The sequence below is a fragment of the Pantoea sp. SGAir0418 genome, from assembly GCF_043529865.1.
Genome location: NZ_CP027911.1, coordinates 281,424 through 294,203 on the forward strand (window position 1 = coordinate 281,424; position 12,780 = coordinate 294,203).

13 protein-coding genes are annotated in these 12,780 nt (G+C 59.9%); 12 read left to right on the forward strand and 1 reads right to left on the reverse strand.

Features of this window, described 5'->3' with window-relative positions:
- Positions 1–48: 48 nt before the first annotated feature.
- The gene (gene mrcA, locus C1N84_RS01180) at positions 49–2,598 is read right to left on the reverse strand and encodes a peptidoglycan glycosyltransferase/peptidoglycan DD-transpeptidase MrcA (protein ID WP_264441901.1); all 2,550 of its coding nucleotides are present in this window, start codon (positions 2,596–2,598) and stop codon (positions 49–51) included.
- Between the two features lie 148 nt (positions 2,599–2,746).
- Here mrcA and pilM point away from each other — a divergent pair, with 148 nt between their 5' ends.
- From pilM to trpS, 12 genes are all read left to right on the forward strand, one after another.
- Positions 2,747–3,556, forward strand: a complete 810-nt coding sequence (gene pilM / locus C1N84_RS01185; protein ID WP_104094153.1) for a type IV pilus biogenesis protein PilM — start codon at positions 2,747–2,749, stop codon at positions 3,554–3,556.
- Positions 3,556–4,098 (forward strand): PilN domain-containing protein, encoded by a 543-nt coding sequence (locus C1N84_RS01190; protein ID WP_127834667.1) that lies wholly within the window; start codon positions 3,556–3,558, stop codon positions 4,096–4,098. The genes pilM and C1N84_RS01190 overlap by 1 nt, the downstream gene beginning before the upstream one ends.
- A complete protein-coding gene (locus C1N84_RS01195; protein ID WP_176428169.1) occupies positions 4,091–4,579 on the forward strand; it encodes a HofO family protein in 489 nt (162 codons plus the stop codon). The genes C1N84_RS01190 and C1N84_RS01195 overlap by 8 nt, the downstream gene beginning before the upstream one ends.
- Positions 4,569–4,949, forward strand: coding sequence for a DUF2531 family protein (locus C1N84_RS01200; RefSeq protein ID WP_264441902.1), 381 nt, complete (start codon positions 4,569–4,571; stop codon positions 4,947–4,949). The genes C1N84_RS01195 and C1N84_RS01200 overlap by 11 nt, the downstream gene beginning before the upstream one ends.
- Positions 4,891–6,150: a DNA uptake porin HofQ gene (hofQ, locus tag C1N84_RS01205; RefSeq protein WP_264441903.1), complete on the forward strand. Its 1,260-nt coding sequence runs from the start codon at positions 4,891–4,893 to the stop codon at positions 6,148–6,150. Before C1N84_RS01200 ends, hofQ begins: the two co-directional genes overlap by 59 nt.
- A gap of 481 nt (positions 6,151–6,631) precedes the next feature.
- Positions 6,632–7,153: a shikimate kinase AroK gene (gene aroK / locus C1N84_RS01210; protein ID WP_010617392.1), complete on the forward strand. Its 522-nt coding sequence runs from the start codon at positions 6,632–6,634 to the stop codon at positions 7,151–7,153.
- 39 nt (positions 7,154–7,192) lie between these two features.
- A complete protein-coding gene (aroB, locus tag C1N84_RS01215) occupies positions 7,193–8,281 on the forward strand; it encodes a 3-dehydroquinate synthase (RefSeq protein WP_058780177.1) in 1,089 nt (362 codons plus the stop codon).
- A gap of 94 nt (positions 8,282–8,375) precedes the next feature.
- Positions 8,376–9,404 carry an SPOR domain-containing protein gene (locus tag C1N84_RS01220; RefSeq protein ID WP_264441904.1) on the forward strand — a complete coding sequence of 343 codons (1,029 nt, stop codon included), beginning with the start codon at positions 8,376–8,378 and terminating at the stop codon, positions 9,402–9,404.
- A gap of 96 nt (positions 9,405–9,500) precedes the next feature.
- Entirely contained in the window at positions 9,501–10,313 is an 813-nt protein-coding gene (gene dam, locus C1N84_RS01225) for an adenine-specific DNA-methyltransferase (protein ID WP_021507424.1), read from the forward strand.
- Positions 10,314–10,378: 65 nt separating this feature from the next.
- The gene (gene rpe, locus C1N84_RS01230) at positions 10,379–11,062 is read left to right on the forward strand and encodes a ribulose-phosphate 3-epimerase (RefSeq protein ID WP_021507425.1); all 684 of its coding nucleotides are present in this window, start codon (positions 10,379–10,381) and stop codon (positions 11,060–11,062) included.
- Entirely contained in the window at positions 11,046–11,723 is a 678-nt protein-coding gene (locus C1N84_RS01235) for a phosphoglycolate phosphatase (RefSeq protein WP_264441905.1), read from the forward strand. Before rpe ends, C1N84_RS01235 begins: the two co-directional genes overlap by 17 nt.
- Before the next feature lie 15 nt (positions 11,724–11,738).
- On the forward strand, positions 11,739–12,743 hold the full coding sequence (gene trpS, locus C1N84_RS01240) for a tryptophan--tRNA ligase (RefSeq protein WP_058770971.1): 1,005 nt from the start codon (positions 11,739–11,741) through the stop codon (positions 12,741–12,743).
- Positions 12,744–12,780 lie beyond the last annotated feature (37 nt).

Genomic DNA, 12,780 nt, shown 5'->3' on the forward strand with positions numbered 1-12,780 from the left:
CGCACGGGGTAAAAACAAAAAGCCGGGGATTTCCCCCGGCTTTTTTGATCAAAATAGTTCGTGGCTTTCACCGTTGTCCATGATGGTGGTGCCCACATCATGCACCGAATACTCGGTCGGCTGGGTGCCGTTAATGAAGTACTCCTGACGGGTGTTGCCGCCACCGTTTGCCAGCTTGCCGGTGCTGCGGTCAATGGTCACCGTCACCACGCCGTCCGGTGGTGTCAGCGGCTGCACCGGCACACCATCCAGCGCCACTTTCATGTAATCATCCCATGCCGGCTGCGCACTCTTCGCGCCGCCTTCGTAGCCGGAGATCTGATCCGGAATCGCACCCGATACCGTGGTGCGACCCAGCGCGCGCGAATCATCAAAGCCAATCCACACCGACGTCACCACGCCCGGACCATAACCGGAGAACCAGGCATCTTTGGAACTGTTGGTGGTACCGGTTTTGCCGCCGATATCGTTACGCTTCAGATCGCGACCGGCACGCCAGCCGGTTCCCATCCAGCCCGGTTCACCGAAGATGTTAGAGTTCAGCGCGCTCTTGATCAGGAACGCCAGCGGCGTGTTGATCACGTGCGGCGCATACTGCTGATCGCCGGCCGGCTGCGGCTGAGCCGGTACCTGTTCCAGCTCGGGCTGCGGCACGGTCTGATTCTGCTGCTGATTCGAGGTGGCGACGTTTTCCACGCTCTCTTCATTCAGCGCCACCGACTTTTTGGTGTCGCCATAGATCACCGGCAGATTGCACTGCGGGCAGGCGATCTTCGGCTGCGCCTGGAAAATCACGCCGCCCTGTTCGTTCTCAATCTTCGCGATGAAGTAAGGATCGACCAGAAAGCCACCGTTAGCCATCACCGCATAGCCGCGCGCCACCTGCATTGGCGTGAAGGATGCGGCGCCCAGTGCCAGCGACTCGGTATGGATAATGTTCTGCGCCGGGAAGCCAAAGCGCTGCAGATACTCAGCGGCGTAATCAACGCCCATGGCACGCATCGCGCGCACCATCACCACGTTTTTCGACTCACCCAGCCCCTGGCGTAAACGAATCGGACCCGCATAAGTCGGCGGCGAGTTCTTTGGTCGCCAGTCTGCGCCGGCACCGGCATCCCAGCGTGAAATCGGCACGTCGTTGAGGATGGAGGCCAGCGTCAGGCCGCGGTCCATGGCGGCGGTATACAGGAACGGCTTGATGTTCGAGCCGACCTGACGCAGCGCCTGGGTGGCGCGGTTGAACATACTCTGGTTGAAGTCAAAACCGCCCACCAGCGCGCGTACCGCACCGTCTTCCGGATTAAGCGACACCAGCGCCGAATTCACCAGCGGTACCTGTCCCAGCCACCACGCGTCACCGACTTTGCGTACCCAAATCTGCTGGCCAGCCTGCAGCACCTGAGTGACGCTGCGCGGCGTCGGGCCCTGCAGGGTGTCGGATTTATACGGACGCGCCCAGCGCACGCCGGCTAAGGTCAGCGAAACGCTGCTGCCATCTTTCAGCATGGCGGTGGCTTCGTCGGCGCTGGCGCTGGTGACCACGGCGGCATTCAGCGGACCGTAGACCGGCAGATTTTTCAGCGTATTGACGATGCGGGCGTGATCCCAGCTGGCTTCACCCACTTTCCACAGCACGTTGGTCGGGCCGCGGTAGCCGTGACGCATATCGTACGCCATCACGTTGTTGCGCACCGCCTGCTGTGCGGCTTCCTGCAGATGGCGGGTCACGGTGGTATATACCTTGTAGCCATCGTCATAGGCGCTGTCGCCGTAGCGTTTCACCATCTCCTGACGCACGAGCTCGGTGAGATACGGTGCAGAGAAGGCGATTTCCGGGCCGTGATAGCTGGCGGTCAGCGGCGTGTTGCGCGCGTCGTTATACTGCTGCTGCGTGATGTAGTTCTGATCCAGCATGCGAGCCAGCACCACATTACGGCGCGCCAGCGCACGGGCGTGTGAATAGAGCGGGTTAAAGGTCGACGGCGCTTTCGGCAGGCCGGCGATCATCGCCATCTCACTCAGCGACAGCTGATCGACCGGTTTACCGAAGTACACCTGCGCCGCCGCACCGACGCCATAAGCGCGATAGCCGAGATAGATTTTATTCAGATACAGCTCAAGGATTTCATCCTTACTCAGCAACTGCTCGATGCGAATCGCCAGGAAGGCTTCCTTGATTTTACGCATCAGCGTGCGTTCAGGGCTGAGGAAGAAGTTACGCGCCAGCTGCTGCGTAATGGTACTGGCGCCCTGCGAGGCGTGGCCGGAGACCAGCGCGATGCTGGCGGCGCGGAAAATCCCCACCGGATCGACGCCGTGATGCTCATAAAAGCGGCTGTCTTCGGTGGCGATAAACGCTTTGATTAGCTCAGGCGGCATCTGTTGCAGGGTGAGCGGGATACGGCGCTTTTCACCGTACTGGGCGATCAGCTCGCCATCCGCGCTGTAAACCTGCATCGGGGTTTGCAGGCGCACATCTTTCAATGTGTTCACATCAGGCAGCTGCGGCTCTATGTATTTGTACAAACCATAAACCGTGCCGGCTCCCAGCAAAATGCAACACACTGCAAGGATCAATAAATACTTTACGAACTTCACCTGAGAATTCCCATCTGTTGGCGTTTGGGCAGTTTATAAACAATCGCGCGGTAGTATAAAGGCAAGCCTGACGCTTTGATATACCCGTCATTCTTCATGCAATGCGGGTAATCATCCTTTTTCCTGTAACGATAAGGAGATCGCGCGCATGGCTTTTCAGCGCTGGCAAATTGGACTGGACATCCAGAACGGGCAACTCTGCGCCCTTGGCATTGAACGACGCCGTCACGGATGGCAGCTGCGACACTGGTGGCAGCAGCCGCTGCCGCACGATACGTTACGCAACGGCGTGTTGCAAACCTCGCCAGTGTTACAGGAGATGTTGGTGCGCTGGCAGCGTCATTTACCCAGGCGCTACTCACTGCGCGTTGGCCTGCCGCCGCAGCTGGTGCTGCAGCGCACGCTGCCGTTGCCGCAAACCTCACTGCGCGAGCCGGCGCTCAGCCGCTACGTTAACGCGTCCGCATCGCGTCTGTTCCCGGTCGAAGCCGCCTCGCTGTCGCTGGATTACCGGCTGGGCGGCAGCGCCAGCCAGCTGCACGTCACCGCCGCGCGCCGCGACGTCATCGCCCAGTGGCTGGCGCCGCTGGAGCAGGCCGGACTGCGCCCCGACGTGTTTGAGCTGAGCAGTCTGGCGCTGACGCAGATCGCTATGCGCGTTCCGCTGCGCCCGCATCAGCTGCTGATCCATCCGCTCTGCGACCACTGGCTGTGGACGCTGGCCGGCGAAAATAGCGCCTGCGGCGCGGCAACCGAACCCCTGACGCTCGCCCATCTGCGTGACACCTTTCCCCAGGCACAAACGGTGTTCTGCACCTCACCGCAGGCGTTGCCGGAGGCGGAAGTGCAGCGCTGCAAACCACTGGCGCTGCTGCACTATCTGCAACCGCCACTACCGGCAGAGGCGGGCGCGCTGGCGATTGCGCTAGGCCTGGCGCTGCGTCCGGAGGATTACTGATGCTGGCGGTCAATTTGCTCCCGTGGCGGGCACAGCAGTTGCTGCTACGCCGCCAGCACAGTGTGGCGTTGCTGGTTGTCGTGCTGCTGGTAACGCTGTTACTCACGCTGCTGCTGTGGTGGCGCGCTGAACAGCGGCTCCAGCATGCAGTCCGGCAGCACACCGATATGACCATTCAGCTCCAGCAGATACAGCAGCGGCTGGCGCAACAGCAAACGCTGATGGCGCAGCGGGATGATCTGTTACGCAGGCAGCAGGCGCAGCAACAGCGGCTGCAGCAGCATCAACGCTGGCAGCAGTTCTGGCAGCAACTGCCCGCACTGATGCCAGAGACGCTGTGGCTGAGTCGCGTGGAGCGGCGTCAGGGGCAACTGGTGCTGGACGGTCTGGCGCAAAGCCTAGCTGATGTCAGCGCGTTCCGCCATCAACTGCAGACGCAACCGCTATTTGCGGCGGTGAAGCAGGGCAGCGTACAGCGTCAGGCGCAGGGGGATTACCGCTTCGCGCTGCGCGCCCGGCTGCAGGAGGCGACCGATGAATGAACTCATCCAGCGCTGGCTGCAGCTGGCACTGACGTGGCGAATAGCCAGCCTGCAACTGCTGGCGCTGCTGCTACTCGGGCTGGCGTGGCTACTGCTGCTGCGTCCGCAACAGCAGCAATTCAGCACGCTGCAACAGCAGCTGTCACAACTGGCGCAGCAGCACCAGCAACGTCAGCAGCAGCTGGACGCGCGACCGGCCATCGGACAGCTTCAGGCGGAGATCGCAACGCTGCAGCCAGCGGCAACGGCGGCGTCCGTATCGTTAGAGCAACTGGTGGCGGCGCGCGGCAATCTGCTCGAGGCATGGCATCCGGACAGCCAGCCACAGCAGCTGGCGCTGCGCCTGAGCTGGCCGCAATTTCTGCCGCTGTTCAGCGGGCTGGCTGCGACGGCATTAGCGGTGCCACAGCGTTTTCAGCTGCAGGCGGAGCAGGGCGTGTTACACAGCGAATTCTGGCTGGAGAGTGACGATGCGGAGTAGCGCACTGGTGTTACTGCTGTGCAGCAGCTGGGCGCTGGCGCGCGATCCGTTCCAGCCGCTGGCTGCCAGCCAGTGTCAGGTCCCCGCTGCCGTACCGCAGGGCTGGCGATTACAGGGCATCATTGGTCGCGCGCCGCACTTTGTGGCCTGGCTGGTTTCACCGCAGGGCAAACGTCAGCGGCTGAGCGCACCGGCTGCTTTTCCGGTGGCACCGTGGCAGGTAACGCAGCTCAGTGCACATACGCTGGTACTGAGCGCCCCGCAGAGCTGCCCGCCGCAGCACATCACATGGGTAATAAAAGGAGGATTTTATGAAAAGGATGACGCTGCTGCTGTGGCTGGCGCTGAGCAGTCCGCTGCACGCCGCTGATCAGCCCCTGAGCCTGGTATTTGATGATGCGCCGGTCGAGCGCATTCTGCAGGCGCTGGCTGACTATCAGCAAACCAACCTGTTGATCGCGCCGGGCGTGGAGGGGCGGCTGTCGCTGCGACTCGATAACGTCGGCTGGGAGCGTGCACTGGCGCTGGTCACGCGGCTGGCGAAACTCACGGTGATCCAGGAGGAGGGCGTGCTGCTGGTCTATCCGGAGAGCTGGCAGCAGCGACAGGCACAGCAGGCACAGGCGGAGCGTGAAGAGAAGCAGCTGCAGGCGCCGCTTGAGCAGCGCACCGTCACGCTGCACTACGCCAGCGCCAGCGATGTCTACCGCAGCCTGCAGGCGGAACGCTCGCTGATGACGCCGCGCGGCAGCGTGACGGTGGATAGCCGTACCAACAGCCTGTTGCTGCGGGACAGCGCGCAGGCGCTGCGCGACACCGAGCGCTGGCTGCAGGCGCTGGATCTGCCGCTGGAGCAGGTTGAGCTGTCAGCGCACATTGTTACCATCAATGAAGAGCATCTGCGCGAGCTCGGCGTCAGCTGGAGCACCGCACCCGGCGATGTCGTCACCGGGGCGCTGCGCAATCCGCAGCTGCTGGTGCCGCTGGCGGTGAGCAATCCGGCGATACGCGCCGGCGTCACGCTCGGACCGATGAACGGCGAACTGCTTAATCTGGAGCTGAGTGCGCTGGAGCAGGAGAACCAGATCGAAATCATCGCCAGCCCGCGGCTGTTTACCTCGCACCAGCAGACCGCCACCATTAAGCAGGGCACCGAAATTCCCTACGAGGTGAAATCCGGTAACAGCGGTGCGACGGCAATTGAGTTCAAAGAGGCGGTGCTGGGCATGGAGGTGACGCCAGTAGTATTGGGCAACAGGCGTATTCAGCTCACGCTGCGGCTGAGCCAGAACATGCCGGGTCGCAGCCTGACGATGGGGGAAAGTCAGGTGCTGAGCATCGATAAGCAGGAAATCGCCACTCAGGTGACGCTGCGTGACGGTGAAACGCTGGCGCTGGGCGGTATTTTCCAGCAGCAGCGCACCCAGGGCGAAAAGCGCGTGCCGTGGCTGGGCGAGGTGCCGCTGCTCGGCAGTCTGTTTCGTCAGCAGACCGACGAGCGCAAAAAACGTGAGCTGGTGATCTTCATCACGCCGCGACTGGTCAGGGAAGCAGCGCTTACCGCCGGATAAAGCGGAAAATTCGCTCCATATGACCAACTGCGTTGACGCAGGGCAGGAATTAGCATACAAGGTTTAGCGATTTTAAAACGGTGTAACGGAACGCGGCAGGATAACCTTCCGGCGGGTGTCAGTGACAAGCGATACTGGCATCGAAAGAAATATGCCCGAATTTTGGGTGGTACAGGACGTCAGCAACGGCACCTATTCCACAGTTTACGCAGGTAAGCTGTCGGGAGCGACAGGCCCAGCCAGCGCACCTGTAGCGCGCACAAGGATGGCAAAAAAGGAAGAGCGTTACCGTCTCGCGAACCACAGACCGGTCCTGTTTGAAGGTCGCCGGGGGCAATTTATTCGGTTGCCAAACGGCCATGAGTGTTGAGATAATTTTCCGTCTGACTCTTGCTAACGCTCATGAGGTCTCAGTTCCTGTCCCGCCAGCAATGTGCTGAACGCGGGGTATCATCAACGAATTCTTAGTAATACCGACAAAATGGCAGAGAAACGCAATATCTTTCTGGTTGGGCCGATGGGTGCCGGCAAAAGCACTATTGGTCGTCAGTTAGCTCAGCAACTCAATATGGAATTTTTCGATTCCGATCAGGAAATTGAGCGACGTACCGGAGCGGATGTAGGCTGGGTATTTGATGTGGAAGGCGAAGCCGGTTTTCGCGATCGTGAAGAGAAAATCATCAACGAGCTGACCGAGAAACAGGGCATTGTCCTGGCGACCGGTGGCGGCTCCGTCAAATCCCGTGAAACCCGTAATCGTCTCTCCGCCCGCGGTGTGGTCGTCTACCTCGAAACCACCATCGAAAAGCAACTTGCCCGCACTCAGCGTGATAAAAAGCGTCCGCTGCTGCAGGTTGACGAACCGCCGCGCGAAGTACTGGAAGCGCTGGCTGGCGAACGTAATCCGCTTTATGAAGAGATCGCTGACGTCACCATTCGCACTGACGATCAAAGTGCAAAAGTTGTCGCCAATCAGATCATCAACATGCTGGAAAAAAATTAATCCAGCACCCTGAGGGCTCAGCAATAGGTATCGGTCATCATGGAGAAGATCACTGTCTCACTGGGGGATCGCAGTTACCCCATCACCATCGCTGCCGGACTGTTTAACGATCCGGCTTCTTTTTGGCCGCTGAAAGCCGGCGACAATGCCATGCTGGTGACGAATCAGACGCTGGCACCGATCTATCTGGACAAACTCGCGACGCTGCTGAGCAACGCCGGGGTGAAAGTGGATCAGGTGATTCTGCCCGACGGTGAGCAGTACAAAACGCTGGCGGTGATGGACGAGGTTTTCACCGCGCTACTGCAGAAGCCGCACGGCCGTGACACCACGCTGATTGCGCTGGGCGGTGGCGTGATTGGCGATCTGACCGGCTTTGCTGCTGCCAGCTACCAGCGCGGCGTACGCTTTATTCAGGTGCCGACCACCTTGCTGTCGCAGGTTGACTCCTCGGTTGGGGGCAAGACTGCGGTGAACCATCCCCTCGGTAAAAACATGATCGGTGCTTTCTACCAGCCGGCTTCGGTGGTGGTTGATACCGACTGCCTCACTACGCTGCCGCCGCGCGAGCTGGCCTCCGGTCTGGCGGAAGTGATCAAATACGGCATCATTCTCGACGGTGAATTTTTCCAGTGGCTGGAGCAGAATCTTGATGCGCTGCTGGCGCTGGATAACACTGCCATGGCTTACTGCATTCGCCGCTGCTGCGAGCTGAAAGCCGACGTGGTGGCGGCCGACGAGCGTGAAACCGGCCTGCGTGCGCTGCTCAATCTCGGTCATACTTTTGGTCATGCGATCGAAGCGCATATGGGTTACGGCAACTGGTTGCACGGTGAAGCGGTCGCGGCGGGCATGGTGATGGCGGCGCGCACTGCTGAGCGTCTGGGTCAGTTCAGCGCTGCCGACACTGACCGCATTATTGCGCTGCTGCAGCGTGCTGGCCTGCCGGTTAACGGCCCGGCCAGCATGACGGCAGAAGCTTATCTGCCGCACATGATGCGCGATAAAAAAGTGCTCGGCGGCGAGCTGCGTCTGGTGCTGCCTCTCGCTATTGGCCGCTCCGAAGTGCGCGGCGGCGTGGCGCATGATATGGTGCTGGCTGCGATTAACGATTGCAAAGTATCTTGATTATCCCCGGACTACGTCGGGCTGCCGTCCGGCGGGGGAACAGTGAGCAGTGATGCGGCACGTGGGAAGCGTGCCGTTTTACGGAGGAGGCTAAATGGATGAGTTCAAACCGGAAGACGAGTTAAAACCTGACGCCAGTGACCGCCGTCCCACGCGGCCTCGCAAATCGTCTTCTGCGCCGAAAGCGAAAGTACCGGTTTCCCGTCAGCATATGATGATGGGTATCGGCATTCTGGTGCTGCTGATTCTGGTGCTGGGCATTGGCTCCGCGCTGACCGGCCCGGACGAGAAAAAACCGGCCAGCAACAGCGCCAGCACCGGTAGCGCGGCACCAGCTGGCGGCGGCAGTGAAAAGAATATCGACCTGTCAGGTTCAACCGCCATGAGCGGCCAGCAGAATGCCACGCCGTCAGCTGAGGGCAGTGCGCCGCAGAATACCGCCGGTAACGCCGCACCCGCCGGCAGTGACGGTCAGTCAATCTCCATGCCGTCTGTCTCCTCCACGCCGACTCAGGCAGCACCGGTTGACACACCGGCCAACCAGCAGCGCGTAACGCTGCCGGGCGATCTCAATACCGCGCTGAACAATCAGCAGGGTTCCGTTGATGCCGCGGCGCAGGGCGCACAGGGCAACAGTTCGCTGCCTACCGCACCGGCAACGGTCAGCGGCAGCGCCGGCAAAGCGGTCACGCCGCCGGCGGTACGCGCTGAGACGCCACCGCGCAGCCCTGGTGCCAGCAGCGGCAGCAGCCACAAAACCCCGGCTGCCAGCAAACCGGCCGCAGTGAAAGAGAACAAAACGCACACCACCACCGCGCACAACAGCGCATCGGCCAGCAGTGGCGGTGCCAGCAAGTCGCTGCCATCGGGCGGCAACTACACGCTGCAGCTGAGCGGTGCGTCGAAAGAAGCGAGCCTGAACGCCTGGGCGAAGAAACAGAATCTGAGCGGTTATCACGTGTATAAAACCACGCGTAACGGCCAGCCGTGGTACGTGCTGGTGAGCGGCGCTTATGCCACACCGGCCGAAGCCAAACGTGCGGTAGCTTCACTGCCGGCAGAAGTGCGTGCGGCGAACCCGTGGGTTAAACCGCTCAGCCAGGTGAAGAAAGAGAGCCAGTAAGTGATGTGGGGCCGCGTTGCTGCGGCCCCGTTCTAAGCGCAGATCTGCTGTCGGTTTCGCCACAGCCAATAATTAAGATGTAATAGCCACGACAGCATGAAGAAAAATCGCGCTTTCCTGAAATGGGCCGGAGGGAAATACCCGCTGCTTGACGATATCCGTCGTCATCTGCCACAAGGTGATTGTTTAATCGAACCTTTTGTCGGCGCCGGTTCCGTATTCCTCAACACCGATTATGACCGTTATCACCTGGCGGACATCAACGGTGATCTGATCAATCTCTATAATATCGTCAAAACTCGTACCGCCTCGTTTATTGAAGACGCGCGCCAGCTGTTCAGCGCCAGCGGCAATACGGCGGAAACCTATTACGCCCAGCGTACGGCGTTCAACGCCAGCACGGATACCTATCAGCGCGCCGTGCTGTTTCTTTATCTTAACCGCCACGGTTACAACGGCCTGTGCCGTTACAATCTGCGCGGTGAATTTAATGTGCCCTTTGGTCGCTATCGTAAGCCGTACTTCCCGGAAGCCGAACTGTTATGGTTCGCCGAGCGGGCGCAAAAAGCCACCTTTGTCTGTGAATCGTACGATGTTACTCTGGGCAACGCCCCTGCAGGCTCAGTGGTTTATTGCGATCCGCCGTACGCGCCGCTGTCGGCGACGGCTAATTTTACCGCTTACCACACCAACAGCTTTAGCCTGCGCGAGCAGCAGCATCTGGCGGAACTGGCCAGTAAGCTGGCGCAGGAGAGCCGCATCCCGGTACTGATTTCAAACCACGATACCCTGCTGACGCGCGAGTGGTATCAGCATGCGGATTTACACGTAGTTAAAGCCCGGCGTTCCATCAGCCGAAGCATAAGTGGTCGCACTCAGGTTGACGAACTGCTGGCGCTTTTCCGCTAGCCTGTTTCGTCCGCGACCAACGCATCACGCCAGCTCCGGCTGGCGCACAAAATTGGGAGATTCGGATGAAACAATTTTTACTGGCCCCATCAATCCTTGCCGCTGATTTTGCCCGCCTGGGCGAAGATACCGCTAAAGCGCTGGAAGCCGGTGGCGACGTGGTGCATTTCGATGTGATGGATAACCACTATGTTCCCAATCTGACCATGGGGCCAATGGTGCTGAAAGCGCTGCGCGATTACGGCATCACCGCGCCCATCGATGTGCATCTGATGGTCAAACCGGTCGATGCGCTGATCCCGGAATTCGCCAAAGCGGGTGCCAGCTTCATTACTTTCCATCCCGAAGCCAGCGAGCACGTTGACCGTACGCTGCAGCTGATCAAAGAGCACGGCTGTAAAGCCGGTCTGGTGTTCAATCCGGCAACGCCGCTCAGCTATCTCGATTACGTGATGGATAAGCTCGACATCATTCTGCTGATGTCGGTCAACCCCGGCTTCGGTGGCCAGTCCTTTATTCCGGGCACGCTGGATAAACTGCGCGAAGCGCGTCGTCGCATTGACCAGAGCGGTTACCAAATCCGTCTGGAAGTGGATGGCGGCGTGAAAATCGATAACATCGGTCAGATCGCGGCGGCCGGGGCTGATATGTTTGTTGCCGGCTCGGCGATCTTCGGTCATCCGGATTACAAGAAGGTGATCGATGAGATGCGCAGCGAACTGGAGAAAGTTAATGGCTCATTTCACTGATATCCGCGCGCTGGCGTTCGATCTCGATGGCACGCTGGTGCACAGCGCGCCAGGCCTGGCACAGGCGATCGATCTGGCGCTGGCCGATTTGCAGCTGCCGCCCGCAGGCGTTGAGCGCGTCTCAACCTGGATTGGCAACGGTGCGGACATCATGATGGCGCGGGCGCTTACCTGGGCGCTGGGCCGTGAGCCGCAGGCCGACGAGCAGCGCGACGCGCGTGCGCTGTTCGACAAACATTACGCCGCAACGGTGGAAGCCGGCAGTACGCTTTTTCCACAGGTGCAGGAGACGCTGGCTGCGCTGCACGCCAGCGGTCTGCCGCTGGCCATCGTCACCAACAAACCCACACCGTTTGTTGCTCCGCTGCTGCAGTCGCTCGGCATTGCCGACTACTTTTCTCTGATCATCGGCGGCGACGATGTGGTGGTGAAAAAACCACATCCGGCGGCGATTTTTCTCGTTCTCGGCCGTTTCGGTGTGCTTCCAGGACAATTGCTGTTTGTCGGTGATTCGCGCAATGATATTCTCGCTGCCCAGGCGGCGGGCGTGCCAAACGTTGCGATGACCTTCGGCTACAACTACGGTGAGCCGATTGCCACCAGCCAGCCCGATTTAACTCTCGATACTTTTAGCGAACTTTTGCCCGTTCTCGGGCTGTGATTATCAGGACATAACATGAGCAAACCCATCGTTTTCAGCGGCGCCCAGCCTTCCGGTGAACTGACCATTGGCAACTACATGGGTGCGCTGCGTCAGTGGGTGCAGATGCAGGATGATTTCCACTGCATTTACTGCATCGTCGATCTGCACGCCATCACCGTTCGTCAGGACCCGGCCGCGCTGCGCAAAGCCACGCTGGATACGCTGGCGCTGTACCTTGCCTGCGGTATCGATCCGGAAAAAAGCACCATCTTCGTGCAGTCGCATGTACCGGAGCACGCCCAGCTGAGCTGGGTACTGAACTGCTACGCCTACTTCGGCGAACTGAGCCGCATGACGCAGTTCAAGGACAAATCGGCACGTTACGAAGAGAACATCAACGCCGGTCTGTTCGATTATCCGGTGCTGATGGCGGCCGATATTCTGCTCTATCAGACTAACCAGGTGCCGGTCGGCGAAGACCAGAAGCAGCACCTTGAGCTGAGCCGCGATATCGCCGCGCGCTTCAATGCGCTGTATGGCGACGTGTTTAAAATTCCTGAGCCGTTTATTCCGAAGTCCGGCGCGCGTGTGATGTCACTGCTGGAGCCGACGAAGAAGATGTCGAAATCCGATGACAACCGCAACAACGTGATTGGTCTGCTGGAAGACACCAAATCGGTGGTGAAGAAGATTAAGCGTGCAGTGACCGACTCGGAAGAGCCGCCGGTGGTGCGCTACGACATCAAAGAGAAAGCGGGCGTGTCTAACCTGCTGGATATCCTGTCAGGCGTGACCGGTAAGTCGATTGCGCAGCTGGAGCAGGAGTTCGAAGGCAAAATGTATGGTCACCTGAAAGGCGCGGTGGCAGATGCTGTGTCTGAGATGCTGACTGAGTTGCAGGAGCGCTATCATCGTTTCCGCAATGACGAAGCGTTCCTCAACCAGGTAATGCGCGATGGCGCAGCGAAAGCCCGTGCGCATGCCCAGGAAACGCTGAAGAAAGTGTATGACGCCGTAGGCTTCGTGGCGCAGCCATAAGCCGGTTTGCCGGGGCGCAGCACAACGCGCCCCGCAG

Bases quoted from the DNA above. Each gene is read 5' to 3' on its own strand.
- pilM (WP_104094153.1), top strand. From the start codon at position 2,747: ATGGCTTTTCAGCGCTGGCAAATTGGACTGGACATCCAGAACGGGCAA.
- C1N84_RS01190 (WP_127834667.1), top strand. From the start codon at position 3,556: ATGCTGGCGGTCAATTTGCTCCCGTGGCGGGCACAGCAGTTGCTGCTA.
- C1N84_RS01195 (WP_176428169.1), top strand. From the start codon at position 4,091: ATGAATGAACTCATCCAGCGCTGGCTGCAGCTGGCACTGACGTGGCGA.
- C1N84_RS01200 (WP_264441902.1), top strand. From the start codon at position 4,569: ATGCGGAGTAGCGCACTGGTGTTACTGCTGTGCAGCAGCTGGGCGCTG.
- hofQ (WP_264441903.1), top strand. From the start codon at position 4,891: ATGAAAAGGATGACGCTGCTGCTGTGGCTGGCGCTGAGCAGTCCGCTG.
- aroK (WP_010617392.1), top strand. From the start codon at position 6,632: ATGGCAGAGAAACGCAATATCTTTCTGGTTGGGCCGATGGGTGCCGGC.
- aroB (WP_058780177.1), top strand. From the start codon at position 7,193: ATGGAGAAGATCACTGTCTCACTGGGGGATCGCAGTTACCCCATCACC.
- C1N84_RS01220 (WP_264441904.1), top strand. From the start codon at position 8,376: ATGGATGAGTTCAAACCGGAAGACGAGTTAAAACCTGACGCCAGTGAC.
- dam (WP_021507424.1), top strand. From the start codon at position 9,501: ATGAAGAAAAATCGCGCTTTCCTGAAATGGGCCGGAGGGAAATACCCG.
- rpe (WP_021507425.1), top strand. From the start codon at position 10,379: ATGAAACAATTTTTACTGGCCCCATCAATCCTTGCCGCTGATTTTGCC.
- C1N84_RS01235 (WP_264441905.1), top strand. From the start codon at position 11,046: ATGGCTCATTTCACTGATATCCGCGCGCTGGCGTTCGATCTCGATGGC.
- trpS (WP_058770971.1), top strand. From the start codon at position 11,739: ATGAGCAAACCCATCGTTTTCAGCGGCGCCCAGCCTTCCGGTGAACTG.